The sequence below is a fragment of the Ochrovirga pacifica genome (genome assembly GCF_000220525.1).
Taxonomy (GTDB): domain Bacteria; phylum Bacteroidota; class Bacteroidia; order Flavobacteriales; family Flavobacteriaceae; genus Ochrovirga; species Ochrovirga pacifica.
Window position 1 is genome coordinate 16,418 of record NZ_AFPK01000045.1, and the last position, 26,919, is coordinate 43,336.

24 protein-coding genes are annotated in these 26,919 nt (G+C 34.8%); 7 read left to right on the forward strand and 17 right to left on the reverse strand.

Going from position 1 to position 26,919, the window contains the following annotated elements; translation table 11 throughout:
* Positions 1 to 63 precede the first annotated feature (63 nt).
* Entirely contained in the window at positions 64 to 465 is a 402-nt protein-coding gene (locus tag FS85_RS0109855; protein WP_010136076.1) for a hypothetical protein, read from the forward strand.
* Here the strand turns inward: FS85_RS0109855 and FS85_RS0109860 are convergent.
* From FS85_RS0109860 to porZ, 8 genes are all read right to left on the reverse strand, one after another.
* Positions 455 to 2,482: a hypothetical protein gene (locus tag FS85_RS0109860; RefSeq protein ID WP_010136077.1), complete on the reverse strand. Its 2,028-nt coding sequence runs from the start codon at positions 2,480 to 2,482 to the stop codon at positions 455 to 457. The genes FS85_RS0109855 and FS85_RS0109860 overlap by 11 nt on opposite strands.
* Before the next feature lie 86 nt (positions 2,483 to 2,568).
* Entirely contained in the window at positions 2,569 to 3,846 is a 1,278-nt protein-coding gene (purD, locus tag FS85_RS0109865; RefSeq protein ID WP_010136079.1) for a phosphoribosylamine--glycine ligase, read from the reverse strand.
* 3 nt (positions 3,847 to 3,849) lie between these two features.
* Positions 3,850 to 4,425 carry a sugar transferase gene (locus tag FS85_RS15470; protein ID WP_010136080.1) on the reverse strand — a complete coding sequence of 192 codons (576 nt, stop codon included), beginning with the start codon at positions 4,423 to 4,425 and terminating at the stop codon, positions 3,850 to 3,852.
* 8 nt (positions 4,426 to 4,433) lie between these two features.
* A complete protein-coding gene (locus tag FS85_RS0109875; protein WP_010136081.1) occupies positions 4,434 to 6,080 on the reverse strand; it encodes a DUF6909 family protein in 1,647 nt (548 codons plus the stop codon).
* 41 nt (positions 6,081 to 6,121) lie between these two features.
* The gene (gene rnpA, locus FS85_RS0109880; RefSeq protein WP_029489391.1) at positions 6,122 to 6,490 is read right to left on the reverse strand and encodes a ribonuclease P protein component; all 369 of its coding nucleotides are present in this window, start codon (positions 6,488 to 6,490) and stop codon (positions 6,122 to 6,124) included.
* A 40-nt stretch (positions 6,491 to 6,530) separates the two neighbouring features.
* Positions 6,531 to 8,957 carry a TonB-dependent receptor plug domain-containing protein gene (locus FS85_RS0109885; RefSeq protein WP_010136083.1) on the reverse strand — a complete coding sequence of 809 codons (2,427 nt, stop codon included), beginning with the start codon at positions 8,955 to 8,957 and terminating at the stop codon, positions 6,531 to 6,533.
* Between the two features lies 1 nt (position 8,958).
* The gene (gene recO, locus FS85_RS0109890; protein ID WP_010136084.1) at positions 8,959 to 9,681 is read right to left on the reverse strand and encodes a DNA repair protein RecO; all 723 of its coding nucleotides are present in this window, start codon (positions 9,679 to 9,681) and stop codon (positions 8,959 to 8,961) included.
* Entirely contained in the window at positions 9,681 to 12,038 is a 2,358-nt protein-coding gene (gene porZ / locus FS85_RS0109895) for a type IX secretion system anionic LPS delivery protein PorZ (RefSeq protein ID WP_010136085.1), read from the reverse strand. Before porZ ends, recO begins: the two co-directional genes overlap by 1 nt.
* A gap of 64 nt (positions 12,039 to 12,102) precedes the next feature.
* Between porZ and FS85_RS0109900 the strand changes: the two genes are divergently transcribed.
* Positions 12,103 to 12,576, forward strand: a complete 474-nt coding sequence (locus FS85_RS0109900; RefSeq protein ID WP_010136086.1) for a CYTH domain-containing protein — start codon at positions 12,103 to 12,105, stop codon at positions 12,574 to 12,576.
* 91 nt (positions 12,577 to 12,667) lie between these two features.
* Positions 12,668 to 13,636, forward strand: a complete 969-nt coding sequence (trpS, locus tag FS85_RS0109905; protein WP_010136087.1) for a tryptophan--tRNA ligase — start codon at positions 12,668 to 12,670, stop codon at positions 13,634 to 13,636.
* A gap of 46 nt (positions 13,637 to 13,682) precedes the next feature.
* Here trpS and FS85_RS0109910 read toward each other — a convergent pair whose 3' ends face one another.
* The 6 genes from FS85_RS0109910 to FS85_RS0109935 all read right to left on the reverse strand — a co-directional run bounded on the left by FS85_RS0109910 (position 13,683) and on the right by FS85_RS0109935 (position 21,129).
* Positions 13,683 to 14,483, reverse strand: a complete 801-nt coding sequence (locus tag FS85_RS0109910; RefSeq protein WP_010136088.1) for an alpha/beta hydrolase — start codon at positions 14,481 to 14,483, stop codon at positions 13,683 to 13,685.
* Positions 14,484 to 14,486: 3 nt separating this feature from the next.
* Complete coding sequence (locus FS85_RS0109915) at positions 14,487 to 17,000, reverse strand: glycoside hydrolase family 2 TIM barrel-domain containing protein (protein ID WP_010136089.1); 2,514 nt, start codon at positions 16,998 to 17,000, stop codon at positions 14,487 to 14,489.
* Positions 17,001 to 17,126: 126 nt separating this feature from the next.
* Positions 17,127 to 18,260 carry a zinc-binding dehydrogenase gene (locus tag FS85_RS0109920; protein WP_010136091.1) on the reverse strand — a complete coding sequence of 378 codons (1,134 nt, stop codon included), beginning with the start codon at positions 18,258 to 18,260 and terminating at the stop codon, positions 17,127 to 17,129.
* Between the two features lie 44 nt (positions 18,261 to 18,304).
* Positions 18,305 to 19,537 (reverse strand): NAD(P)/FAD-dependent oxidoreductase, encoded by a 1,233-nt coding sequence (locus FS85_RS0109925; protein ID WP_010136093.1) that lies wholly within the window; start codon positions 19,535 to 19,537, stop codon positions 18,305 to 18,307.
* 16 nt (positions 19,538 to 19,553) lie between these two features.
* Entirely contained in the window at positions 19,554 to 19,868 is a 315-nt protein-coding gene (locus FS85_RS0109930; protein WP_010136095.1) for a 2Fe-2S iron-sulfur cluster-binding protein, read from the reverse strand.
* Between the two features lie 40 nt (positions 19,869 to 19,908).
* On the reverse strand, positions 19,909 to 21,129 hold the full coding sequence (locus FS85_RS0109935; protein WP_237706957.1) for a cytochrome P450: 1,221 nt from the start codon (positions 21,127 to 21,129) through the stop codon (positions 19,909 to 19,911).
* A gap of 80 nt (positions 21,130 to 21,209) precedes the next feature.
* On the opposite strand from FS85_RS0109935, the gene FS85_RS0109940 reads away from it, so the two are divergent.
* A complete protein-coding gene (locus FS85_RS0109940) occupies positions 21,210 to 22,064 on the forward strand; it encodes an AraC family transcriptional regulator (RefSeq protein ID WP_010136099.1) in 855 nt (284 codons plus the stop codon).
* A 5-nt stretch (positions 22,065 to 22,069) separates the two neighbouring features.
* Here the strand turns inward: FS85_RS0109940 and FS85_RS0109945 are convergent, their stop codons facing one another.
* The gene (locus FS85_RS0109945) at positions 22,070 to 23,044 is read right to left on the reverse strand and encodes a long-chain-fatty-acid--protein ligase (RefSeq protein WP_010136102.1); all 975 of its coding nucleotides are present in this window, start codon (positions 23,042 to 23,044) and stop codon (positions 22,070 to 22,072) included.
* A gap of 84 nt (positions 23,045 to 23,128) precedes the next feature.
* Between FS85_RS0109945 and FS85_RS0109950 the strand changes: the two genes are divergently transcribed.
* On the forward strand, positions 23,129 to 24,004 hold the full coding sequence (locus tag FS85_RS0109950) for a hypothetical protein (protein ID WP_010136103.1): 876 nt from the start codon (positions 23,129 to 23,131) through the stop codon (positions 24,002 to 24,004).
* A gap of 13 nt (positions 24,005 to 24,017) precedes the next feature.
* Here the strand turns inward: FS85_RS0109950 and FS85_RS0109955 are convergent, their stop codons facing one another.
* Both FS85_RS0109955 and purN read right to left on the reverse strand, forming a co-directional pair.
* Entirely contained in the window at positions 24,018 to 24,656 is a 639-nt protein-coding gene (locus FS85_RS0109955; RefSeq protein ID WP_010136104.1) for a ribonuclease H1 domain-containing protein, read from the reverse strand.
* Positions 24,656 to 25,222 (reverse strand): phosphoribosylglycinamide formyltransferase, encoded by a 567-nt coding sequence (purN, locus tag FS85_RS0109960; protein ID WP_010136105.1) that lies wholly within the window; start codon positions 25,220 to 25,222, stop codon positions 24,656 to 24,658. The genes FS85_RS0109955 and purN overlap by 1 nt, the downstream gene beginning before the upstream one ends.
* A 176-nt stretch (positions 25,223 to 25,398) precedes the next feature.
* Here purN and FS85_RS0109965 point away from each other — a divergent pair, with 176 nt between their 5' ends.
* Both FS85_RS0109965 and fabF read left to right on the forward strand, forming a co-directional pair.
* Entirely contained in the window at positions 25,399 to 25,635 is a 237-nt protein-coding gene (locus FS85_RS0109965; protein WP_010136106.1) for an acyl carrier protein, read from the forward strand.
* A gap of 18 nt (positions 25,636 to 25,653) precedes the next feature.
* Entirely contained in the window at positions 25,654 to 26,907 is a 1,254-nt protein-coding gene (gene fabF / locus FS85_RS0109970; RefSeq protein WP_010136107.1) for a beta-ketoacyl-ACP synthase II, read from the forward strand.
* Positions 26,908 to 26,919 lie beyond the last annotated feature (12 nt).

Sequence of the window (26,919 nt, forward strand, 5' to 3'; positions counted from 1 at the left end):
TATCACTATACAAATTGCTATTTTTGTCTACGATTAGCAACCTGAACCTAGAGTAGATTCTATATGAAAAAAGACATTCAAATTCCGCAAGTAGAAAACGTATTTATGGCTGTTGTAAAAGAGTACAATGAAGAATTTCAATGTGATGATTGGAATGTATATTTAATCAACGATAGAGACGAGGATCTAGAAACGGTGATTATTGTATCAAAAGGCTATGATGAAGACAAATTTATAGAAACTTCTGTGATGCGTAAAACCATCCACACCTTACCTGCCAAATCTTATGCTAAGGTAGAGCTCATCCAACCCGATTTATTTAAACTAACCAACTTTTTTAACACCACCTTTTTTATTGGTAATAGCATGTACGACAAAAAATATGTGTTTGAAAAAAATACCATTAAGCCAGGTGCATTACGAATGCTAAAGCAGTTAGGAAAAGAGGGAATTGTTAGTAACTAAAATCTGGACTTGCATCAAATTTATTAGGGTCTCTTCCTTCTCTAAATGTTTGTTTAATGGACTTTTGCAAATAAATAGACAACGTATAATTGTAGTTTTTATCTTTTCCATTAATACGATAAGGTTGATCTAACTTTCCTACAATTTTATTAATATATTTTTTTCGATCTTCTATAAAGAAACTTTTAGGAACTATAATTCTTTTTACTTTCACAAATCCATCCTTAGATGTTTCTACTTCTATTTTTATAAATGTTTCTCGATCTTTAACATCTTTTACTGGAATGGCTCCGTCTGTAATTTTTTTAAGTGTTTTGTGACAATAATTCTTAAAGTCATTCATGGTAGAAGTATAACCTTTGTATTTGTATCCTTCTAATAAAGGAGCTGATACATAAGAAATACGTGTATTAGGGCTGATGTATATTTTTTCAATTTTGTTATTTTTTAAAATCATTTTACCCAAATTTACATGATAATTCAGCTGATGATTTAAAGTGTCTAAGTTAAATAGAGCAGGATCTATTTTTTTAATTATTTTAGACAATTTGTAATTCCATCGTTCACTAGAACAATTGGTACGAACAACATACATTTTGTTCTTTTTAGACAAATCAAAGTAACACATCAAGCTTTTTAACTCATAAGGCTTGTTCAGGTAATGATCCTGAACTGAATCTGTCCAATATTCTACATCTAAGTTAGATTGCAGCCATTTTTTTAGTTTTGTATTTTCTGTGTAGGTATAAGGTCTTGTTGATTTTAAAGTAGATACATCTATCTTTTTTTTAGACTCTTTTTTTACTGCTACTGTAGATCTAGATATAAAACTTACATACTTTAACGCACCCTTTTTTTGATATGCTGTTCCTAATAAAAATTTATTTCGGTTTCCTAATAATTTGCTTACCAATTTAAGATCCTTGTTTAGGATTTTTGTCAATTGTTTATCAAGATCATCATCAGTTATATTGGTGGTTACCACCAATCCAGAATTGGTATGAAGTCTTTTAATAGAAGCATACAACATTGTTTTTTTATAAGAATACGTTCTATTTTTTTTCTCTTCCTCACCCAACTTACCTAATAAAAATTTTGGATCTATATTTTTAGACAGCAATGCGTTTAACTCAAAATCTAAACAAGGATCTGTTTGCTCTTTCTTTTTTTCCTTTGTTTTCTGAGTTTCCTTATAATTTAAAACATTAAATCCTAAAGGTTTTTCTCTTGAAAACACAAGCTTACTAGGTTTAAAACTTACAGTCTCTTTAAAATAATAAGGGATTCCGTTTACCGCACCCACTTGTTTTACTTCAGGAACTTGTGCTAAACCTACTTGAATCATACTGTCTATGTAAGAATTATGCTTTGCTGTATGAACAAAATATTTTAATTTTTTATCTACTCCATACAACAACGTAAGCTCATATTCAGCATCGTTTTCTAAGTAATCTACACTCAGCTTTTTTTTATCGATAGCTTCGTTTATCCTATGCTTGATAACGCTTTTATTGCAATCACAAATTTCTTGATACGAGTTGTTATACTGACAACCCTGAAGAACCAAAGGGCTTTTCTGAGCAAAAAAATCGCTACACTTTACAACCGTTTTTCCCTGAATCCTTTGCAATACAATGAAACTATACTGGTTGGATGTTTGGTGATTCTGAATTTTAATTTTTGACAGATCGTATTCCAAAAAAGCTTTTTTAATTTTATTTTCTATGGATTTGTTATAACGATGACCATGCAGTGCAAAATTGTTTATTTTTAAGTTTTTATCAATTTCAAAAGAAGCGAATAAATAAGGTTGATTTGAATCTTTCCAACGATAGTTTGCTAGCAAATCATCACTTAGATATTTTTTAAAATGCAGAGAAAGAGGATTGTCTATAGAACTTGTAGAAAATTTTCGTTCATCAAAAAGCCTTTTGTCTAGGGATAATGAATACTCTTCTTGGGCAATAGCACATAAATGTATAAAGAAAAATCCTAGACAGATTATCGCATTTCTCATTTCAATTTTTTTTTGAAAAATAAGAAAAAATCTGCCTAGGACTCTCTTTTTTATCTAAAAAACAATCTTTTGTTAATTGTATTACCTTAATCTACCAAATCAAAACCAATGTCTTTTCTGTAGTTCATTTTATCAAAAGAAATTTGACTTATGGTATTGTACGATTTTTTTAATGCATCAGGAATATTTTCTCCAAAAGAAGTTACTGCCAATACACGGCCCCCAGAAGTTAACACCTTATTATCTTTTAGCACCGTTCCTGCATGATACACAATAGAATTTTGCTCATTTTCTGTACCTGTAATCTCTTTTCCTTTTTCGTAAGCTTCAGGATATCCTCCAGAAACCACAACAACTGTTGTAGCAGTTCTAGCATCTACTAAGTAAGACTTTTCTTCTATAGTTTGGGTAGCTACCCCTTGAAACAAATCTAATAAGTCTGATGTAATTCTAGGCAACACAACTTCTGTTTCAGGATCCCCCATACGCACGTTGTACTCTATTACAAATGGGTCTCCATCAATGTTCATTAAACCGATAAAAATAAATCCTCGGTAATCAATTCCATCTTTTTGCAAACCATCTACCGTAGGTTTTACTACGCGTTCTTCTACTTTTTTAATAAATTCTTCATCGGCAAAAGGCACAGGAGAAATAGCTCCCATTCCACCCGTATTTAGCCCTGTATCTCCTTCTCCAATTCTTTTATAATCTTTGGCAGAAGGTAAAATTTTGTATCCTTTACCATCTGTTAACACAAATACAGACAGCTCTATTCCGTCTAAATACTCTTCAATTACAACTTTTGATGAAGCAGCTCCAAACTTTTCGTTCGTTAACATGTCTGCCAACTCAGCTTTTGCTTCTTCTAAATCTTCTATAATTAAAACTCCTTTACCCGCTGCTAGTCCGTCTGCTTTTAATACAAATGGTGGTTTTAGTGTTTCTAAAAATGCTTGTCCCTCTGCCACCGTATTTTTGGTAAACGATTCGTATTTAGCCGTTGGCACTCCGTGTTTAAACATAAATTTTTTAGAAAATTCTTTAGAACCCTCTAACTCTGCTCCATCTTTTTTAGGACCTATTACAGGAATGTTTTTCAACTCCTCATCTGCCAAAAAATAATCGTGAACCCCTGCAACTAAAGGGGCTTCGGGTCCTACCACTACCATTTCTATTTTATGTTCTAAAGTTGCTTTTTTTACCGCTTTAAAATCTAACGGATCAATGTCTATGTTGTTGGCTATTTTTGCTGTTCCTGCATTTCCAGGAGCAACGTATAACTTGCTTAACTTTTTACTTTCAGATAATTTTTTTGCAAATGCGTGTTCTCTTCCTCCAGAACCTAAAATAAGAATGTTCATGTTTTATTTACCTTTTCCCTTGATAACCACAAGAATTGTGAATAATATAATTTTAATATCCGTCCACAAAGATAGGTTATCTAAATAAACTAAATCGTAACGGGCTCTAATTTTCATTTGTGCAAAGGTATCTGCATAACCAAAACGAATTTGTCCCAAAGAAGTAATTCCTGGTTTTATTTTTTGCAATTCGGCATAATTGGGCATTTCTCTCACAATATTGTTTAAGAACTCTTGCCTTTCAGGTCTTGGCCCTACAATACTCATATCGCCAACCAACACGTTTATAAATTGTGGAAATTCATCAATACGATACTTGCGCAAAAAATATCCCATTTTGGTAATTCTATTGGTCTCTTCTTTTGATAACAAAGGATCGTTTACTGGAGGAATTCCTTTCATGCTCCTAAACTTATAGATGTAAAACAATTTTCCGTTTTTACCCACACGTTCTTGAAAGAAAAAAGGACGTTCTGCTGTTGTAATTACAATTAGGAAAGCTACTAACGGAACCAACCACACCAAAATAGTAAGGGTGATAAAAAGTGAAAAAAGAATATCAAAAATCCGCTTGATCATGCACCTAACTATCGGTTAAAAATCTGATTTAAAATTGCTTCTGTAATAGCATATGTTGGTATAACTCCTTTCATCCCCAAACCTCCCGAAGCCAATGTACTACCAGAATGCAATGGATTGTCTGATGCATAATATGCATACCTAACTTTTACTTTTTTAGAAATATGATTTCGTACCTGTGATGCTATTTGAATGGCTTTTTGATAATGTGCTCCTTCCATTTCTAAACCAATAGAGTTCCACGTTGTATTTTTAAAATAATTTAAAATAAATTTATTTTGCAACGATGTTCCCAAAACAGTAATCATATTTCCTGTAAAAGTGGATAAATTTAGTTTTTTGAAATCATTTTCTGTCAATTCATTTTCAAAAAAATAATTATCTGCCGTTCCTTCTAAAATATGTGCTGTAGGGATCATAATATCTCCTTTGTCTCCGCACAGAATTCCTGCTTTTCCCATAATAGAAATAGAATGTACGTTTAGCGGACAAGCTTTTTCTGTTCCGTACAAATATGGTTTTAGCAATTCATCCATAGTTTCAAATGCCTGCTCACCAAATGCATAATCCATCACTACCAACACGGGGGCTTGTTCTTTTGTTACCAAAAACTGAGTATCTATAATCTGTACATCTATATTAGCTCCTGATGTATCATCTACTACAATCATCCCATTTTTTAAGGCATAATTTAATACCTTTTGGCGTTCTTTTTGTGTTGATGGATTGCTGAGTTTTTTGTACAATGCAAAAACATCTTCTTCTTGATAATTTAATGCTTTTTGGGCATACAAGGTATTCATAACCGAATGCATATTAGAGCTAATAATATGTATAGGTCTTTGCAACAAGTCGTTTTCATTAAGCACATCCTTTATGTTTTTTGCCCAAATATTTCCGTACACATGTTGCCCAATTTGGTTGATGAGCTCGTCACTAAAACGAATCAGTCGATACTCGTTGTCGTATTTTTCGTTAGAAGCTAGTTTTCCTAACCAATAAATGATGTGAAAAAATCGATCTTGAAATGCATCTGTAGCTAATTTTTGATACACGTCTCTTATTTCATCAAAAGAACGACTTAGTATATTGGACAAGTATACAAACAAAACTTCGCGTTCATCTAAAGATATTTCTTCTTCGCTTAGCACCAAGTTTTCTAGTTTTTGCCATTCGTAGGAGATTTCATTCTTACCCCCCACATACATTTTATTCAACAGTTTATGAGACTCTAAGTACATAAAGGTAAGATGCGTTAATACATCGTACACATCCGAACGACCACGAGTAATTTCTATATTCATATGGTCTTTGTCTATTCGGTAACAGTTTCGTCTTCTTTTAGGAGGTACAATTTTTTCGAAGTGCGTTTTGTACAAACCTTCCGTTGCTGTTAAATTTACAAATCGACATGCTTCTATACCCACAGGCAACCGATCTAAAACATACAACAAGCCTTGCAATTCAAATTTTTTAGAATGCGCAATAGAACCATATATTTCTGGAGCCAAAGCCAACAAAGCATTTCTTAAGGGCTCACCACTCATACCCATTGGTTTGTAATCTCCTTTGTTAAATAAGTGTAACATGGTGATATACATGGTCTCTATAGCTCTTTTTGATTTTTGAGCTAATAATTTTTCTTGTTTTTCCATACTAAGGAAAGTTAAGAACTTTATTTAAAAAGGAAAGCGATCTACAAAGAATTAAACTTTAGGAAGAGTTTTTTTAACTTATAAGCAACTTGCTCGTAAGTTGGTTTTTTGTTGCCCATGTAAATAAACATAATATGATAAGTTGTAGATATATTTTGCAAAAAATCGTGCTGCTGCAAACGGTAAGCTTCTCGCATTAACCTTTTGATACGATTTCTATCTACAGCTAGCTTAAAATTTCTTTTAGGTACAGAAAAAGCAACTCGAGTAACTCCTTGCTGTTGATGTTCATCTACAGGTAGGTAAATCATTTTTATAGGAAATTCTTTGATTGATTTTCCCTCCGTAAACAATTGACCAATGGCTTTTCTGCTTTTTAACTTTTGATTTTTACCTAACGTGAGTTTCATAGATTGCAAAAATACAGAAACCTTATGATTTTTAAGTCATTTAAAAAGAATAGGCCACCGAAGCGGCAATATTTCTTCCTGGTGCACTAATAGAAGAACCAAATTCTTTGTAGTGTACATCTAAAATATTTTGCCATTGCAACTGCAATCTTAAAAAAGGAAACAAAAAGTATTGCGTATTAAAATCAAAAACATACCAAGATGGTGTTCCTTGCTCAAAAGGAGTTTCGTCTAAATTGTCTATGCCTTCGGTTATATTGTAATCTTTTAACTGTTTTCTAAAGGAAAACCTACAATCTAAAGTCATGGTGTATTTGGGCTTGTACATTCCCAAAGAAACATGTCCGTAAAAAGGAGGTATTGACGACAACGATTCACCAAAATCATACGATTTTCCTTTGGTGTAAGTAGCGCTTAGTTGCGATTTTATGTTGTTATAAACAGGAAGCATTGCACTAAGCGTAGCTCCGTATACATAAGCTTTACCCAAATTGGTATTGGCCAAAATAGCCTCATTTTCAAACACATCTCCATCATATTCTATACGACTTCCAAACTCATCCGTTGCATACCTTGCAATGTAATTGTCTAACAGAGTATAATATACATTTAGATTAACATCTCCTTTGTTGTTTGCAAACATTTTTGAGTATCCTGTTTCAAAACTATACAAATGTTCGGGTTCTAATTGCGTATTAGGTACTGTTAGTTTGGAAGATTTTGATCTGATTTTCCCTACATCATCTACATTTGGAGATCTAAATCCTTTAGAAATTACCACACTTATTTTATCATCCTCATCGGGTTTGTAAATATATCCTACCGATCCAGTAAGTGACGTATTGTTTAACCTAATAAAATTGTCTGGAATTGGAATTGCTACATTTTTATCCCAATCTGCCGTTAATAGTGTATGCGTAAACCTTAGTCCAAAATTCAGTATATGTTTTTCATCCAGTTGTTGTCTGTAAGAAGTATACAAAGCAGCACTGCTGTATGTACTCCCTCCGTCAGGATAACGTGTATCTACTGCATAGTTGCTTTCTACTCCTGTTATTTTGTTATTCATCACACTTAAGGTTTCTCCTTTTGCTGTAGATTGCACATCGTTGTGCATCCATTCTAATCCGTAAAACAGTTTTCTTTTACCATCTCTTGTTAATGATTTGTAAAAATCACTATTCAACGAAAAAATAGTAACCTCTTCAAATCTTGAAGTACGATCTCTAGAACCAAATTGCCTATTAATTCTAGATTCTTCTACATCTTGATATGCTAGTGTGATTGTCCCATTTTCTAGCAATGACTGATATCCGTTGAACTGTGCCTGTGCAGAAATTAACATTCTTTTTTGAGGTCCATAGCTCCATTCCGCAAATTTTAAATCTCCAGATTTTTCATCATTCAGCTTTCCAAAATTGGGAATATTGCTAGTATTGCTATACTGTCCGTTAATTACCAAATCAATGTCTTTGTGAATTGGAAACATAAACTTCTGCAACACATCCCACTGCTTGTATCCTGTATTTTTTTGCACATTAGGATTTTTATTAACCGTGCTATTATTGTAATAATCTGTTTCTGTATTTTGTGAGTAGCGATTTACTTTTCCCCAATTAGGATAATTGTGCAAACGGTTTTCCCCCATTTTTAAATCTCCAAAAGAGTTGAAAGAAACATTGGTATAAGATACCCATTTTTGGTGTGATGTGTAAGAATCAAAACCTACAGAATGTTCGTTATTAACCGTACTATGTCTATAAAACAACTGATTTTTAAGTTCTGGATTTTCATGATAACTCAACTTTTTAGTGTAGTAATGAATCACTCCTCCCAAAGCATCCGAACCGTAAGCAACAGAAGTGGGGCCAAAAACAACCTCAGCCCTTTCTATGGCAAGCGGACTTACCGTAATTGAGTTTTGCAAATGTCCTTTTCGGTAAATGGCATTGTTCATTCTTACACCATCTACCACCAACAAAATACGATTGGATTCCATCCCTCTAATTACCGGAGATCCTCCTCCAAACTGAGATTTTTGAACCCGAACTCCTGGTATTTGAGCCAACAAATCTGCAGAAGTTTGTGCCGAAATCTGATCGATATTTTTTTGGGTTAGCATTTCTATATGCTCGGGTATTTTGTGTTTCTTTTCAGCTGTTCTAGAGGCCGAAAGCACAATTTTTTGCAAACCTTCGTATTTGGGTTTAAGCTGTACTTTTGGAGTAAGGTCTGTTTTTTTTAGTTTTAGAGTATCATAATTTAAATGATAAATATACAATTGTCCCATTTCTTTTTTTAGCTCTGCAATTCCTCTGGGATTGGTGACTTTTTTTGTACCCGATTGCACACATTCTACCACCGCACCTTCTATACTTTCTTGGGTATAGGAGTTGACTACCTTAATTTTTTGAGCAAAGGCATGAATACTTACTAAAAAACAAATAAAAAATACGAATCTAATCATCTTACTCTAACACTTTAGATAGCACCTCTAAAGATTTGGGTTGTCTAAAATAGGGCAAATGTAGTTGGTAGTATTTTAGCAATTGTCCCACTACAATCCCACGCTGCTTTTTGCTAAAAAAGACATTAGATAAGCCCTCAAATTTTATGCCTAAAGCTTTTTTAAAAAGAGCTAAATCATCCCCCTGAAGCACATAAGAACTATTATGTTGTGTATATTTTCCTTGAAATAAATCAAAAAAAGGATAGGCTTCTTTGTTTTGTTCATCAGGATAAAACCCTAAACATCGGGTTAATTCTATTAAAAATTTGATGTGAAAGTTGGCAATTTCATCATTTAAGTCTAAAAGCTGAATGGCCTGTTCTAAAAAAAGATAGAGTTCTGAATTTTCACCCTCCTCCTCTCTTAAAACAATAGCTAGTACTTCGGAGATAAAAAATACTACCGACTGTTTTACAAAATCAGTATGTAATGTTATCAAAGGCACAAGAGCTTTGGCTTCGGAAATACTATTTAAGGCTCCTTTATTATTGTGCAATGCGTTAATGGATAGAATAGACAACGGCAAAAAATGTGCTTTGTTTACCTTCCCTTTTTTGCTTTTTAAAATTCCTCTAAGCAAATAAGCCTTTACTCCTTCTTCTTGTGTGTAACATTTAACAATTAAGCTTGTATCTCGGTATTTTACAGAACTTATAACAATAGCTTTGGTAAGTACTTGCATTAATTTACAATAGCTATTTTAGTGGTGGTATGTTCCGAACCATCGGGGCTAGAAACCAAAACGATATATACTCCAGAAGTAACAAAAGTTCCTCTTAAATTTCTTTTATTCCATACAACTTTTCCTCCTTGAGCACTGGCTACTTCTACATTCGTTTCATAAACCAATCTTCCAGATACATCCATAATTTTTACGTTTGTTCCTTCGGGAATTCCATTTCCATCCTTAGCTACAATAGTGATAAGACTATGCCCTTTTTTGTTGGCAATAGCAGGATTGGGATAAGCAACTACTTCGGTAATTTTATCTCCAAAAAAAGAAGAGGTACCTGTTCCTGATGTATAAGACACGACTCCTTTATCGGTAACAATGTAAATTTTACCTGTATTTTTATCCAACTCTAAATCCAATATTTTATTTGAAGGTAAGGGAGAGTTGGCTTTGTTGAATATAGCCAATGTAGTTTGAGCATCTGAAGATGTATACACCAACCCAGCCCCATCGGTAGCAAACCATTTATTACCAGAATTGTCTATTAAAATTTCATTGATTTTTACATCTGCTAAAAACTCTTTGGCAACTCCTCCTTCTTCAATAAGCAATCTTTTTGCATCTTGTTTGTTGGTAGAAAATAGGTTTTGATAATCATCAAAAACCATTAACCCTTGATTGGTACCAATCCATACACGTTGATTTTCATCGGCAACTGCAGAAAATACTTCCGAAGAAACTAAAGATCCATAACCAGATCTACTATCTATGTACCCTGTTGGTCTGTTACCCGTACTAAAACCGCCATTTGCATTAAAGACTAACACCCCTCCCGTTCTACTTCCTGCAAACACATAGTTATTATTGTCTACAAACATCTTATTTAGCCCAGAGTTTTTTCCTCCATTTCCCACGTAATCTTTAAACTGAACACTTTCTGTCCATGTTTCTCTGCTACTATCAAATTTTGAAAATAGGTGATCGTCTTTTCCTCTGGCATTGGCAACCCAAATGATATTGTTTTTATCAACAATTAAATCTGCTTCCCAATTGAGTGAAGCGTTGCTTCTGTGATCGGGGATGATTTGATTGGTATTGGTGTCGTCCCATTTTATTTTAAACTGTTGATTTTCTAGCTCTGCTATTCCCTTATCGTAAGATGCTACTAGTACTCTTTCTGGACGATTAGGATCTACAATTGCTTTTGTTAAATCTAACAAGTTGCCTGCTTGCGAACGGGCAATATACTGCCACTGGTTTCCATCAAAAAAGTCCAATCCTTTTGCTCTAAAAAAACGATCGTAAATTTCGTTTGCTCCTCCGTAAGCAATCCAAATTTGATTTTGATGTACACTTACAGAATACGCACTGTTTTCTACAGGTCCTTGGGGATGAATTTCTGTATACACAGTTGGGCTGTTTAACGGTGCTGTTAGCACCCCCGATGTTTGAGTAGCTAAGTACAAATGATTGTTGTTAACAACTGCTTTTTGAGTTGTTATTGTATGACTTGCAGCATCCTTTAAGTTTACTTGTAAAAAAGTACTGTTGGTTGTTACATCAAAAAGGGTGACTAAATTGCGAGTTGTGATGGTTGCTTGGTTTGTTCCTGTTCTGACTTGTAAATCTACAATATCTTCTGATGCATTAAAAATTGGGTTAAACACATCAGACAAAGAAAATACTTGGTTGTTTTTTGTAAAATAAACTTCATCATTAATAGCAATCATTGCGGACACCTGACCGTTGGCTAGTAAGTTCCAATTATCAAAATTAATAGGGTTAGAGTTTGTGCTTAAATCAATTCCGTAAAGACCTTGAGAAGTAGAGGCTAGTAGCACATCCTTTTGGGTTGTTAATGCATTTACGGTAGTGGCCAATCCAGAATTGTTTAATCGATAAGAATTTCCTAATTCTTTTTTATCTATGTTTAACTCTACAATTCCAAAATCACCATAAACGTATTTTGTATTGTTTTGGGTATAAAAGCCATAGACTTGCTTTCCTACTAAAATTAAATTATCTCTTATTCCTGTTATCGGATAAATTTGATTGTTGTTGGTAATCAGTTCTATCAATCCGTTTTGGTAACCTACCAAAATTGTTTGGCTTTGGGAATCGTATCCTATAGAAGAAGTGGTTTCTCCTGACAAACCATTGACCGATGAAAATTTTTGAGGAGTGTCCAAAGCATCTAAGTCTGCAATAAACAAAGCATTTTCTGTAATGGCTACCAATTGATTGTTTACAATAGTAAAATCTTTTACTTGGTTGTATGAGTACAAATCTTGCCAGTTTTCAGAAAAATCTCTCTGTGCAAAAAGACTTCCTGTAGCTAAGATTAGAAAAAAATAAATATATTTCATGGGTTTTAAAATCAGCCTAAGGGTTGATCGATAACAAATGTAAAATATAAAGCCTAATAATAAAATGAACACTATTGAAATTGAGCGTAAATTTTTGGTGAAAAGTTTAGATTTTATTCAAAATAGCCATCAAAATCAACGAATTGAACAAGGGTACTTAAATTCGGACAAACATAGATCCGTACGAATTAGAATAAAAAACAAACAAGGTTATATTACCGTAAAAGGCCCTTCGAACAGCAGTGGCACTAGCCGATTTGAATGGGAAAAAGAGTTGCCTGTTTCTGAGGCCGAACAACTTTTGACTTTGTGTGAGCCAGGGGTGATAAGCAAGACCCGTTATTTGGTAAAAGCAAATCAACATCTTTACGAAATTGATGTGTTTGATGGAGACAACAAAGGTTTGATAGTAGCAGAGATTGAACTAAGCAACGAAAACGAAACTTTTGAAAAACCAGAATGGTTGGGAGAAGAAGTTACAGGCCAAACAAAATATTACAACTCTCAACTTAGCAAAAACCCGTACAAAAACTGGTAAACAAAGACCGTTTTAAATTAATAAGCACAGAACCCTGCTATTTTTTTTACGAAAGTGTACTTTTGTGCAAAACTTAATTTTTTAAGAGGATATGGCAAGAATTTTAACAGGTGTACAAAGTACGGGAACTCCTCATTTAGGAAACTTATTAGGAGCAATTATCCCTGCAATAAAAATGGCAAATCAGCCAGAAAACGAATCGTTTTTATTTATTGCAAACATGCACTCCCTAACACAAATTAAAGACGGAAATACCTTAAGACAAAATACCTACAGCACAGCAGCTGCATGGTTGGCTTTTGGTTTGGATATAGAGAAAACAGTATTTTACAGACAAAGTGATGTCCCTCAGACAACCGAATTAACCTGGTACTTAAATTGTTTTTTTCCTTATCAAAGATTAACACTAGCACACTCTTTTAAAGACAAAGCTAATCGATTGGAGGACGTAAACGCTGGTTTATTTGATTACCCGATGCTAATGGCAGCAGATATTTTGTTGTACGATGCAGAAGTAGTCCCTGTAGGAAAAGATCAATTGCAACATTTAGAAATAACAAGAGATGTTGCCAGTAGATTTAACCATCAAATGGGGGAAACTTTTGTATTACCACAAGCCAAAATTCAAGAAAGCACCCAATATATTCCTGGAACCAACGGAGGTAAAATGAGTAAATCTCAAGGAAATATTATCAATATATTTCTTGATGATAAAAAGCTTCGCAAGCAAATCATGAAAATTGAAACCGACAGCACACCGCTAGAGGAACCTAAAAACCCTGATACCTGTAACTTATTTGCATTGTATAAAATTTTAGCAGATGATGAGCAAATTGCTAGTATGAGAGCAAATTATGAAGGAGGAAATTACGGATATGGACATGCCAAACAGGCTTTTTACGAATTGTTGTTGGAGAAATTTGCAGACCAAAGAGCCAAATACAAATACTACATGGAAAACGTAGAAGAAATTGAAAAAGCTTTGGCCGTTGGTGCCAAAAAGGCCAATGCTATTGCCAATGAAGTTTTGTTAAGAACGCGTAAAAAATTAGGTTACTAGAAAACATCATCCCTAAAAAAAAGCTCCCAAAAGGGAGCTTTTTTAATTACAACTGTTCACTAAAAAACTGCAGAGTATCAACCACATGCGTTTCCCAATAAATCCACTCATGTTTTCCAGAAAATTCTTGATAAACATGTGCTATTTTTTGCTCTTTTAACTGTTGATGCAACAACCTATTGTGCTCTATTAACTCATCATCTTTACCACAGTCAAAACGGAAAGGAGGCAACAAGTCTTTGTTTTTTTTCATCCACTTAAATACGGATTGATTGGTAGCATCTTCTTGTTGATAATTTTCCAAGCCTTCTTCTACAAACAAAGCCATTTGTGGCAAATCGGTAATAGAACTATGCCCAGAAATGGCTTTAAAAGTCTTAGGATATTTTGCTCCAATACGCAATGCTCCATACCCTCCCATAGACAACCCTGAGATAAACACAGGAGATTGTTCTGTAACCACTTCTATATTTTCTTTTACAGCATCAATTACATCTTCTGAAATCCACTTTTCAAAATTCAAACTATGATGTGGCAAATAGCCCGATCCATCTCCCCACAAACCGTCGGAAGGCATGGCAATAATCATAGGTTTAATAGCTCCAGACTCCATTAATTTTTGAGCGGTTCTGTGTACTCCTGCTTTTTGAGACCAAATCCAAGCACTACCATATACCCCATGCATTAAAATAACTAATGGGGTATCTGTTGTTAATGCTACATTGGGTACAAACAAGCAAATATCTCCTCTTCCTTTTAAGTTTCTTGTCTTTACGGTAATAAATCGCAAATTGTCTGATTCAAATCTAGGATCTGAAATTTCTGTTGTTTTAAATTTTGATGCCATAGGTTATTCTTTAATAAAGACTGCTTGGTTTTGTGCTGAAAAGTCTTCACTTTTTACTTTGATTTTAATAGTACCTGTTTTAACAGCTTTCACAAACACCACCGCTTTTCCCTTGTAAAAATTACGTTTTGGTACAGTAAGCGTTTGTAAATTGGTAGGGTCTCCATTTCCAGAAGCCAAAAACTCACCAGCTCCAGAGACTTCTATATTTATTAACTTCTCGTAATTAGGTTGCCAATTTCCATTTGCATCGGTTACTATAATTCTATACACCACAACTTCTCCTTTTTTAATGGTAGTAACCTCGGGCGTTATGGTAATTTTTGCTGCTGGTTTTGCGGTTTTATAAACTAGTGTTTCTTTAGCTTTACCTCTTTTGTCATAAGCCACTACTTTTAATTCTCCTGGCTGATACGTGATATCTTCCCAAACAATTGCATACATTTTCATTAATTCTAATGAAGTTCCACCAGAACCATGAATAGAGAATTCTTTATTTAAAAACTTAGAAGGATCTAATTCTTCTTTGGTTTTTACACCATAGCTTTTTCCATTAATAAACAGTTCTGCTTTGGCGTAATTCGTATAACAAACCACTGGAAAAGTAGTTCCTTCCGGAGCAGGATTGGACCAGTGCGGAAACGCATGCAATACCTTTTCAGCAGTATTCCAACGCCCTTTGTACAAATAAAACTTATCTTTTTCTAACCCTACAAAATCAACAGGAGCAAAATAAGAACTACGAGATTTGGCTTCGTGGTAAGGTGAGGGTTCTCCTAGGTAATCGTAACCTGTCCATACAAACTCTCCATACACATCTTGATTGTAATCTTGAGAGGCAAACTCTTTAAAAGGAGCATACCCCCAACGAACTTGTGTTGTTTCGTAGTTTCCAGGATGTCCATCTTTAAAAACTTTGGTGTTAACTGCCAATCCTTTTTTATCTCTTAGGGTATCAAAAACAACAGGAAACTTGTATGTATCTCTTAAACTTACCGCTCCTCCTGTTTCACTAGCATAAAACTTTAAGTTTGGATATTTTTGTCTGTAAATATGATACGATCCTGGCTTGTAATTAAATCCAGCTACATCTACTTTAAAAGCCATTCCGTTGGTTAAGGCATTAATTGCTGAATTGAATCCGCATGTAGTAGCTCTTGTGGTGTCTACTTTTTTAACAACATCGTTTAAAAAACCTGTAATGTTATTCGGATCACCTTTGTATTGTTCGTTTATTTCGTTACCGATACTCCACATAATGATAGATGGGTGGTTACGATCTCTGTAAACCATGTCGGTTAAGTCTGCTGCTGCCCATTTGTCAAAATGTTTAGAATATCCATTGATTACTTTCCCTATTTGCCATTCATCAAATGCTTCATCAATAGCTAGCAATCCCATTTCATCACAAATATCCAAAGCTTCTGGTGCCGGAGGATTGTGAGAAAAGCGAATGGCATTTACCCCCATTTCTTTCATCTTTTTCATCTGTCTTCGAAACAAATTTGGATAAAATGCTGCTCCTGTAGGTCCTAAATCATGATGCATATTTACCCCTTTAAAGCGAACTTTTTTTCCATTAAGGTAAAATCCATCTACCTTAAAAGCTAAGGTCCTTATTCCAAATGGTGTTACCACAGCATCTTGTGTTTTGTCATTTTTAATAAGCGTAGTTTTTAACTGGTACATGTTTGGATTTTCAATACTCCACAAAGACAAATCACGTTTTTTAAGTTTTATTTCTGCAACTGCTTTCTGTACCTTGTTTGCATTGATTTCTTGCGTATGGCTTGCCACTATTTTTCCTTGTGCATTCATAATATCATGCTGAACCACAACGATTCCTTCTCCTACTACATTTACCTCGGCACGCACTGTCGCTTTACTTTTTGTTACGACAGGTGTGGTAACAAAAGTTCCCCAAGTAGGAATATGCACTGGTTCTTTTTGAGTTAAGGTTACTTTTCTGTACAAACCTGCCCCAGGATACCAGCGTGATTGACTATTAAAATTTTCTAAACGTACCGCTAACACATTTTTCCCTTTTATAAGATACTTACTAATATCAAAATAAAAAGACAAATAACCATTTGGACGTTCACCAACATAAGCACCATTTACGTAAACTTTGGCATGACTCATCGCTCCATCAAACATTAAATTATACACTTTATTAGTGTCTTGAATTGCAAATGTGGTTCTGTACCATCCTACTCCTGTGTAAGGCAAAGCCCCAGAACGACCATGACGGTATTTGGGTTTGGTCTCACCATCTTGTCTTACCATAGTGAGCTGAATATCGTTTGCAAAAGAAAATTCTCCTTCCACAGCCCAATCGTGAGGAACGGTTATTTTTTTCCAGTCAGAATCGTTAAAATTTTCTTGAAAAGCAGCTCCATAATCGTATTGAGAGAACTTCCAGTCTTCTAATAAAGTAACTTTTCTTGTTTGCGCATGTAATTGCAATGTTGCTACAAAGAGCAAGATCCAAAGGAATTTTAATTTGGTTTTTATCATTTTATTTTTTTTGATGTTTTTAGGTTATTTTTTGATGGATTGTATCAAAGACAAAACACCACACTCATTCTCTCTAAAACAGAAAGTATGTGTATGGTGGTTGTTTAAATTGCTATGTAGCACAAATTAGTCAAATGTTATGACTCCTTTTGCGTTTCTTCCTGCCAACATATCATCAAACCCTTGTTGAAGATCTTCTAACTTGTACGTGCGGGTAATCATTTCCTCCAAAATTAAATCTCCTTTTTCGTACAAGGCTTCAAATTTTGGGAAATCAATATCTGGTTTTGCTCCTCCGTATAATGGGTTGATATATATTTTATCCCACTCAAACAAACGCATGTCTACGGTAATTTCTTCTTCAATACCACTTACCTGTACCGCTGTACCTGCATTACGAATCATGGCTAACGGAGCAACACCCAAGGCCGGAACAGCAGTACATTCAAAAGCATAATCTGCCCCTCTTCCTTCTGTCATTCCTTTAACAATTTCAGCAGCTTTCAATAAACCTTTATCTTCTTTGTCTGCCAAAATCACATCTGTAGCTCCAAATTGTTTGGCCATTTCTAAACGTTGCTCATTTATATCAACAGCAATAATTTTGGCTGCTCCAGATATTCTTGCTGCTTGCACCACGTTTAAACCTACACCTCCTGTTCCTAATACCACAACAGAGCTTCCCCATTCTGGTTTTGCTGTATTGAATACAGAACCACATCCTGTCATGACTCCACAGCTAATAGTAGATGCAGCCTCAAAAGATAATTTTTTAGAACGTTTTTTTACAACTCCCGAAGCTCTTACCAATGCATATTCAGAAAAAGTTCCTAAGTTAAAAGAACGCTCTATTGGCTTGTCATTCCATGTTGTAGCTTCAAAAGTTGGGTGACCTCCAGAAATTTTTCCTGCATGACTTGCCATCACAGGTGAATTGCATTCACAAATATTTTGATTCCCCAATTGAGATTGATAGCCATCATACTTTGGAGTTGCCCAGTTTAAAATCACCTCATCTCCAACAACCACTTTGGTTACATCTGGCCCTACCGCTTCTACAATTCCAGCACCTTCATGTCCCATAACAATAGGCATATCCCAAGTTAGAGAATCATGATCTGTGTGACAGATGGCAGCTGCCTTGATTTTTACCAATACCTCATCTCCTACGGGTGCTGCAATTTTTGTCTGCTCGATAGTAAAAGTTCCATCTGTATGAGCTATTGCTGCCTTACTTAATATGAATTCTTGTTTGCTCATTTGTATTTTGTTTTCTAGATGCTACTTGCATCTTCTCGTTTTTTTTAATTGATTAAAACATCTTTGATGTTTACTGCTGCATCGGCCAACTTCTCTTTGTCTATTTTTGCTTCTGTTTTGATAAATTTAGTTCCCATTACATAGCTTTTAGCGTTGTTGATGGCATCTACTGCTAACAAACGATCGTTCTTAAAATACCAAATAGAAAACTTCATCGCTCCTTCGTTTCTAACGACATAAGAATCGAAATTTTGAGACAGTCCTACTATTTGGAGTTTTACATCGTACTGATCTGACCAAAACCAAGGCAAAGCATCGTAAACGGTTGCTTTTCCACAAATATTTGCGGCAGCTACTTTTGCCTGATCGACTGCATTTTGCACAGATTCTAAACGCACATGCACATCGTAAATTTTATTGTAATGAAAAGTACAATCCCCTATCGCATAAATGTCTTTTTCTGATGTTTGAGTAGCCGTATTGACTACGATTCCATTATTAATTTCTAATCCGATATCGCTTGCCAACTCTTGGTTGACTCTAATTCCAACACCTACAACAACAAGATCTGACGGATAAGTAGTACCATCCGCACAAACTACAGTGTTTTTATTTCCGTCAGATTGAATTTCTGTAACACTTTTATCTACATCTATATGTACGCCATTCGCTTTGTGCAAATTGGCAAAAAATTCAGACAAATAAGGGGTGGTTACACGAGCCAAAATACGCTCTTCTCGTTCTAATACCGTAACGTTGGCTCCAAGTTTTTTTAATGAAGCAGCGGTTTCCAAACCAATATAGCCTCCACCAATCACCACAATATTTTTCTGTTTACTGTTGTGAAAAGCAGTACGAATACCCTCTACATCCTTGGCATTACGCAAGGTAAATACATTTTTAGCCTTGTTAATTCCTGATATTGGAGGAACAAAAGCTCTAGCTCCTGTTGCCAACACCAACACGTCGTACTTTTGAGAAGTACCATCACTTAAACTAATGGTTTTATTCTCTTTATCTATCTTGGCTACCTCTTTTCCTAAAGACAGAGTAATATTGTCTTTTTCATAGCTTTCTAAAGGTTTTAGCAAGTTATTTTGAATGCTATCTTCTAGTTCTAAATATTTTTTTGACAAAGGAGGTCTGTGATACGGAGTTGTTTGGTCTTTATCAATCAACACAATAGCTCCTTTCCAACCTTCTTTACGCAATGCAAAGGCAAAATTTACCCCTCCGTGGCTAGCCCCTATGACAACACAAGTTTTATTTTGTGACATGTTTTTTACTTTGTTATTAGTCTTCTTTTGCTACGGTTAATTCAATTCCGTCTATGGCTTCAGAAACTTCTATCTGACAACACAAACGACTAAAATCTGAAACATTGTCTTCCAATTCTAACATATCCGCTTCTATTTCTCCAGCCTCTCCTACTTTGTCCATGTCATTTTCTGCTACAAATACATGACAGGTGGCACAAGAGCACACCCCTCCGCAATCACCATCAATTCCTTCTACACCATTGTTTACAGCCAATTGCATTACGTTTCCTGAATCTCCTTCTACCGTTACTTTTTCTCCGTCTTTGGTAATGAATGTTATTTTTGCCATCGTTCTTGTTGTTTTATAAGTTGTTTTTGTAATTAGTATATTAAATAGCGTTGAATTTTACGCTTAGGGAATTGAACCCTACTTTTCTTTTGAATTCATCCAAATCTTCTACATTGTCTTCATGTGCCAAAATATCGATAGATTTTACTTTTTGTACCATTTCTGATAGAATGATGCGCAGCAAAGCTCGTGCATGGGTAGCTCCCAAACAGTTGTGCGTTCCAAAGCCAAAACTTACGTGTGGATTTACTTTACGATCCAACACTACTTCTTCTGGATTGGCAAAGGTTTTTTCGTCTCTGTTAGCAGAAGCCCAACACAAAGATACTCTAGATTGTGCTTTGATGTCTTGCTCACACACTTGCGTATTTTTAGTTACTACACGCCCCATATGAGTTAACGGTGCGTAATAACGAATCAGCTCCTCAATAGCCGTATTAATCATCTCAGGACTTTCCTTGATGCGTGCTAACGATTCCGGATGCTCTGCAAAATAAGCTATGGAATTGGTAATGGCATTAATCACTGTATCACGGCCTCCAGCAAAGGTCAAAATCATCACTCCTTTTACCTCTTCTTTGGTCAATTTTTTTCCATTGACCTCTGCATTCACCAATTTAGAATACAAATCGTCTGTAGGATTTTTAATAGCTCGATCTATTTCTTTGTCAATATAATCGTATAAAATATTGGCTTTATCAGCATCCAAATGTGTGTCTTCGCTTCTAAATACATGTGTTCCCCAACCAATCCAAGTTTCCGATTCTTCAAAAGGCGTGTTTAACAAGACCGTTAAAGCTCTGGATTGAATTACCAATGAAAACTCACTCACCACTTCGATGGTATCCTTAGATAATACATCGTCTAACACAACATTAACAATTTCTTTCAAACGACTTTGATACGCATCTTCATTAGGTCTTTTAAACCAAGGCTCTACTAAATTTCGATAATCGGTGTGCTCTGGCGGATCTACTTCAAAGGGAATTTGTCGAGTATCGCGAATGTGTACTTCTGAAGGCACTACAATACGCCCAACTTCCTCACCTCCTGACTGAAATGTTTTCCAATCTTTGGCAGATTTGCGTACGTCTCTTAAACGCAATAAAATTTTTACTGGATCGTCTTGATCGTTCATATCTCCATATCCTTTTTCTGCTCGTGCATGAGCAAAAGGACAAGCCATTTTACTTTTATCCATATCGTTACGTAGTGGTATTTTTTTTGAATAATACAAAAATGACACTATTATTTGTTGCATATTTTTCGGATTTTGTCAATTATTTGAACTATTTTAACTTTGCACTTCGTTTTAACATCAATATTGGACACTTTTGATTCATGAAAGCCATTAAAGAACTTATCAATCAGCCTTTTAACCGATCTTTTAGTGTAAGTGAATACCAGCAGCCATATTTCGATTCGCCATGGCATTTTCATACCGAATATGAACTAACTTATATTCACAAAGGTCACGGAACACGCTTTGTAGGCTCTAGTGCAGAACTTTTTCAAGAAGGAGATTTGGTTTTGATAGGTTCTTCTGTACCTCACTATTGGCGATGTGATGATGTATTTTATCATCAAAATAGTTCAAAAGTTCATAGTGTGGTTATACAGTTTAAACCCGAGTTGTTTTTTAAAAATCCTTTACCAGAGATGAGTCAAATTCATCTTTTGCTTAAAAAATCGGCTAGTGGAATTACCTTTATCAACAGTGAAACGTACAAAAAGTATTTTTTTGACTTACTACAAGTAGAAGGCATGGAACAGTTGCTATTATTTTATCAATTATTAGATAAGTTAAGTAGAGAAGTTCAACAAAAAACCTTGTCTATTACCCATGATTCGCAATTGTATCAATCTAAAGATAGTAAGATTTTTCAGGAAGTCATCAACTATATTTTTAGCAATTTTAAGCAAGAAATATCCCTGTCAGATTTATCTGAAAAGGTACATATGTCTACCGCTGCTTTTTGTCGCTATTTTAAAAAACGTACCAAAAAAACCTTTACTGAATACGTAAATCATTTAAGAATTTCCCAAGCTAGTAAATTGTTGATTGAAACCGACATGAGTGTGTCTCAAATTTGTTTTGAGTGTGGCTACAACAGCCTTAGCTATTTTAATCGTCAGTTTAAAAAAATCAAATCTATTGGACCTAAAGAATACAGAAAATTGCATTTAAAGGAATAAAAAAGTTATTCTACTAACAAATTACAACCTCTTATATCAGAATTATCAAACCTACCTAGTACATCAAAAGTACCATTATTGTAAATCTTACCTAAGTCCTGAGTTGCAATAAAGGAACAAGAATTGTAATTGGCCAAATCAATCACATTAATGCCTCCTGTTTTTTGGCTAGGAAACAGTGTTAATGCATCTTCGGTATCTCTAATCAGAATTTTCATCCATGGAGGGCAATTGAATTTCTGTGAATCATTATAATAAGCTTGGCTTAGTAATTCCGTCATTCCGTATTCTGAGTGAATGTTTGCTACACCAAAACCTTTTTTAAGCTCTGCATGTAATTCCTCTCGAATCATTTCTTTTCGTTTTCCTTTCATCCCCCCTGTTTCCATCACAACGGTATGTTGTAAGTTACACGGAAAATTTTCTATAAAATCTAACAATGCAAAAGAAACACCTATTAACAATGTTTTTGTTTTTTTGGCCTCTAGCTCTTGCAATTTGTTATACAATTCTTGATGATTGTGCAAATAAAAGCCACTATTGCTATTGTTACTTTTTTTGATAAGATCGTCTACCATATATATTAAAGAAGAACCATTGCGCTCTAAATAAGATGGCAGCAAAGCCAAAATGGTATAATCTGTAACAGAACCATAAAAATGGTTAAAAGCAGACAAATAGCTTTTTTCATAAGCCGCAACATCGGTTACCAAATGTTTGCTTTGGATCGTTCCTGTAGTACCACTGCTTAAAAAAGTTTCTTCTACAGGATGAGTATTGCTAACAACGGCATGACTTTTAAAAAACTGAATGGGCAAAAAGGGAATTTTATGAATTGTGTTTACCGAATCTACATTTATGTTTAATAAATTGATGAAGTCTTGATACACTTTACAATGCAATGCTTGGTGCTGAAAAACAGTCAAAGCTTGTTCTTCAAAATTTTCTGATGTGGTTGCTAAAAAATCAAATGCTTGCATAGGCTTATTTCTGATGCAAAAATAGTTAAATTAGAGCTGTAACACATCACAAACACAAACGACAAATTTGTAAAATCTAAACCCATGAAAAAACTCGCTTATCTTTTCTTTTTTCTCGCTCTTTTTACTTCTAACGCTCAAAATCTTAGTGAAACGAATGCGTTTAAAACATATTGGTATGCCGGAAAAGCAGAAATTACTAGTTATAATTTGGAACAGGCACGCTACGGCGAAATTAGAAATGGACACGCTGTTATGATTTTTGTTACCGAACCTTTTTCTAAAAAACACAATACCAAAGCAGATAAAAATCATTCAGAAAATACAACTGTTCTTAAACTAAACACTACCAAAAAGTTCAATACAGGAATTTATCCTTACTCTATTATGACTAGCACCTTTGTGCCTGTAAAAAACCCTAAGGCTTCTTTAAAAATAAGCTCTTCTTCCCAAGAATGGTGTGGTCACGAATATATAGAACTTACAAACAAAAACAATGCATATATACTTCACAACTTTTCTTACTTTCAGGGTGAATCTTTTACAAATAAAAAAATATCTAAGAATGTTATTTTAGAGGATGACATTTGGTCTAAGATTCGTTTGAGTCCTAGCACATTGCCTTTAGGTGATTTTAAAGCATTGCCAAGCTTTGTCTGGCTTCGATTTTCACATAAAGAAGTAACTCCTTATTCAGCCACTGGAACGTTAAAAAAAGGAACTGAAGAAAATACGTATACAATCCATTACCCTACCTTGGACAGAACCTTAGAAATTGTTTTTCAATCTAGTTTTCCATTTCAAATTACTCGTTTCACCGAAACTTTTTACAGTGGTTGGGGAGCAAAAAGGAAACAAATGACTAGCAAAGCAACCTTAAAAAAGACAATAAACATTCCTTATTGGCAAACCAATAGCAACAAAGACTTGTATTTACGAAACGAATTGGGAATTGAGTGATGTAGGATCCTCTTTATTTCCTACCAAAATCGGCAGGAATTTCTCCCCAAGCTTTGGTTTCCCATTTTAGAATAGGGTTTTTAAACGCATTTTCTTGCAACCATTTTTCGCCACGCTTGATTAAATTAAACAAAACTTTGTTGTTAGGTGTGGGCGTAATTTTGGTTCTGCATTCTTTGGCTTTTATCCAACCGATGGCAATTTTAGAGTCGGAGTAAATGGGAAGCTCAGTTTTACCTAATTTTTGTAGATAAGCCAAACCGTGTACCAAGGCCAAAAACTCGCCAATATTATTAGTTCCTTCTTTAAAAGGGCCTTGAATAAAAAGTTGTTTGTGCGTTTGAGTATCTACACCTCGATATTCCATCAACCCAGGATTTCCAGAACAAGCAGCATCTACAGCTATAGAATGTAAATTAGGCTCTCCTATTTTTGCTAATAATTCCTTATCAACAACAGGTTTTTTGGTATTTACTCCTTTATAATCTAAATAAGATCTTGTATATGCAATTTCGGCCTCTTCTTTAGAGGTAAAAGATTTGTACTCTGCTCCAGGAAAACCATCAATACTTTTTTTACAATCGTTCCAATTGCCGTAAACACCAGGAATTTTACCTGACCAAACCACATAATATTTTTTATTTTTTGCCATTATTCTTGGGTAATTACTTCTTTTATAACCCTTGGAAAATGTTCGTACTCTAAAGCGTGTACTTTTTGTGCAATATCCTCTGGCGTGTCCTCAGAACTCACCTCTGTTTTCGCTTGAAAAATAATTGCTCCTTCGTCGTAATTTTCGTTTACATAATGAATGGTAATCCCCGTTTCTGTTTCTTGATTTTTCTTTACAGCATTGTGCACATTCATTCCGTACATGCCTTTCCCTCCATATTTAGGCAACAATGCGGGATGAATATTGATAATTTTATCTGGAAAAGCAGCAATAATATTCTCAGGAACTTTTAATAAAAAACCTGCTAAAACAATAAAATCGGCTTCTTTTTTTAGCAAGTCTAACAAACTATTTTCCTGTTTCATTTCTTGATTAGAGAAAACTTGACTTTTTATCCCCATTTTTTTGGCTCTTTCTAGCACAAAAGCCTCCTTTTTATTGCTTAAAATATAGCTAATTTTTATATTTTTATCACTTTCAAAGTAACGGGCAATGTTCTCTGCATTGGATCCTGATCCTGATGCTAGAATGGCTATTTTAATCATATTTTATTGACTTAGTAGAGTTTTTACAGGCACTTAACCTTGGTTAGTTACAAGGTTTGGTAATACAAAGATGTGATAAATTTTTATATCTTCGTAAAGATATTTGTCCCAAACATTGTTTGTGGAAACAAAAGTTTTTTATTTTTGCCACGGTTTTAAACTTAAATTATATTACTATGTCAGACATTGCATCAAGAGTAAAAGCAATTATCGTTGATAAATTAGGAGTTGACGAAAATGAGGTAACTGCTGAAGCAAGCTTCACAAACGATTTAGGAGCAGATTCTTTAGATACTGTTGAGTTAATCATGGAATTTGAAAAAGAATTCGACATTCAAATTCCAGACGATCAAGCTGAAAACATTGGAACAGTTGGTCAAGCAGTAAGCTTTATTGAAGAGGCTAAAAAGTAATTAGAAAATTATCTATTTATGAAATTGAAACGAGTTGTAGTAACTGGACTTGGTGCATTGACACCGATCGGAAACAATATAGATGAGTATTGGGATGGGTTAGTGAATGGGAAAAGCGGAGCGGCTCCTATAACACACTTTGATGCTGCCAAGTTCAAAACTCGTTTTGCTTGTGAGGTAAAAAACTTTGACATTAACGAATATATCCATCGAAAAGAATCTCGTAAGATGGATAAATTTACGCAATATGCGATGGTTGTTTCTGACCAAGCTATTGAAAACTCAAAGTTAGACTTAGAGACTTTAGATCCAGATCGTGTAGGTGTTATATGGGGATGTGGTATTGGTGGTATTGATACTTTTGAACAAGAAGTAGTAAATTATGCCAACGGAGATGGTACTCCAAAATACAACCCTTTCTTTATTCCAAAAATGATTGCGGATATTGCTCCAGGTCACATTTCTATGAAATACGGATTTAGAGGGCCTAACTTTACAACAGTTTCTGCTTGTGCTTCTTCTGCAAATGCAATTATTGATGCTTTAAACTATATCCGTTTAGGACATGCCGATATAATTGTAACAGGAGGATCTGAAGCATCTGTTACCGGAGCAGCAATGGGAGGATTTAATGCCTTAAAAGCATTATCAGAACGCAATGACGATCCTGCAACAGCATCTAGACCTTTTGACAAAGACCGTGACGGTTTTGTTATGGGAGAAGGTGGTGGAGCACTTATTCTAGAAGAATATGAGCACGCAGTTGCTAGAGGAGCAAAAATATATTGTGAAGTAGCTGGTGGAGGTTTGTCTGCCGATGCACATCACTTAACAGCACCACACCCTGAAGGATTGGGAGCTGCTAAAGTAATGGAAAATTGTTTGGAAAATGCTGGACTTTCTATTGAAGACGTTGATACCATTAACGTACATGGAACTTCTACTCCGCTAGGAGACGTAGCAGAGTTAAAAGCTATCCAAAAAATATTTGGAGAACATGCGTACAAGCTAAACATTAACTCAACAAAGTCTATGACAGGACACTTGTTGGGTGCTGCAGGAGCTATTGAAGCTATTGCATCGGTATTGGCTATGGAAAACGGAATGGTTCCTCCTACCATTAATCACCATGTGTTAGACGAAAAAATTGATCCAAAACTAAACTTAACCTTAAACAAAGCTCAAAAAAGAGAAATTAAGGTAGCTATGAGTAATACTTTTGGGTTTGGAGGTCACAATGCATGTGTGTTGTTTAAAAAATTAGAAGCATAAGATTGTTAAAAC

Excerpts from the sequence above, each read along its gene's own strand:
- FS85_RS0109860 (WP_010136077.1), bottom strand. The coding sequence starts at position 2,482 with ATGAGAAATGCGATAATCTGTCTAGGATTTTTCTTTATACATTTATGT.
- purN (WP_010136105.1), bottom strand. The coding sequence starts at position 25,222 with ATGATTAAAATAGCCATTCTAGCATCAGGATCAGGATCCAATGCAGAG.
- FS85_RS0109950 (WP_010136103.1), top strand. The coding sequence starts at position 23,129 with ATGAAAAAACTCGCTTATCTTTTCTTTTTTCTCGCTCTTTTTACTTCT.
- FS85_RS0109910 (WP_010136088.1), bottom strand. The coding sequence starts at position 14,483 with ATGGCATCAAAATTTAAAACAACAGAAATTTCAGATCCTAGATTTGAA.
- FS85_RS0109935 (WP_237706957.1), bottom strand. The coding sequence starts at position 21,129 with ATGCAACAAATAATAGTGTCATTTTTGTATTATTCAAAAAAAATACCA.
- trpS (WP_010136087.1), top strand. The coding sequence starts at position 12,668 with ATGGCAAGAATTTTAACAGGTGTACAAAGTACGGGAACTCCTCATTTA.
- recO (WP_010136084.1), bottom strand. The coding sequence starts at position 9,681 with ATGCAAGTACTTACCAAAGCTATTGTTATAAGTTCTGTAAAATACCGA.
- FS85_RS0109930 (WP_010136095.1), bottom strand. The coding sequence starts at position 19,868 with ATGGCAAAAATAACATTCATTACCAAAGACGGAGAAAAAGTAACGGTA.
- FS85_RS0109920 (WP_010136091.1), bottom strand. The coding sequence starts at position 18,260 with ATGAGCAAACAAGAATTCATATTAAGTAAGGCAGCAATAGCTCATACA.
- porZ (WP_010136085.1), bottom strand. The coding sequence starts at position 12,038 with ATGAAATATATTTATTTTTTTCTAATCTTAGCTACAGGAAGTCTTTTT.
- FS85_RS0109925 (WP_010136093.1), bottom strand. The coding sequence starts at position 19,537 with ATGTCACAAAATAAAACTTGTGTTGTCATAGGGGCTAGCCACGGAGGG.
- FS85_RS0109965 (WP_010136106.1), top strand. The coding sequence starts at position 25,399 with ATGTCAGACATTGCATCAAGAGTAAAAGCAATTATCGTTGATAAATTA.
- FS85_RS0109955 (WP_010136104.1), bottom strand. The coding sequence starts at position 24,656 with ATGGCAAAAAATAAAAAATATTATGTGGTTTGGTCAGGTAAAATTCCT.
- FS85_RS15470 (WP_010136080.1), bottom strand. The coding sequence starts at position 4,425 with ATGATCAAGCGGATTTTTGATATTCTTTTTTCACTTTTTATCACCCTT.
- FS85_RS0109875 (WP_010136081.1), bottom strand. The coding sequence starts at position 6,080 with ATGGAAAAACAAGAAAAATTATTAGCTCAAAAATCAAAAAGAGCTATA.
- FS85_RS0109940 (WP_010136099.1), top strand. The coding sequence starts at position 21,210 with ATGAAAGCCATTAAAGAACTTATCAATCAGCCTTTTAACCGATCTTTT.
- rnpA (WP_029489391.1), bottom strand. The coding sequence starts at position 6,490 with ATGAAACTCACGTTAGGTAAAAATCAAAAGTTAAAAAGCAGAAAAGCC.
- FS85_RS0109885 (WP_010136083.1), bottom strand. The coding sequence starts at position 8,957 with ATGATTAGATTCGTATTTTTTATTTGTTTTTTAGTAAGTATTCATGCC.
- FS85_RS0109855 (WP_010136076.1), top strand. The coding sequence starts at position 64 with ATGAAAAAAGACATTCAAATTCCGCAAGTAGAAAACGTATTTATGGCT.
- FS85_RS0109915 (WP_010136089.1), bottom strand. The coding sequence starts at position 17,000 with ATGATAAAAACCAAATTAAAATTCCTTTGGATCTTGCTCTTTGTAGCA.
- fabF (WP_010136107.1), top strand. The coding sequence starts at position 25,654 with ATGAAATTGAAACGAGTTGTAGTAACTGGACTTGGTGCATTGACACCG.
- FS85_RS0109900 (WP_010136086.1), top strand. The coding sequence starts at position 12,103 with ATGAACACTATTGAAATTGAGCGTAAATTTTTGGTGAAAAGTTTAGAT.
- FS85_RS0109945 (WP_010136102.1), bottom strand. The coding sequence starts at position 23,044 with ATGCAAGCATTTGATTTTTTAGCAACCACATCAGAAAATTTTGAAGAA.
- purD (WP_010136079.1), bottom strand. The coding sequence starts at position 3,846 with ATGAACATTCTTATTTTAGGTTCTGGAGGAAGAGAACACGCATTTGCA.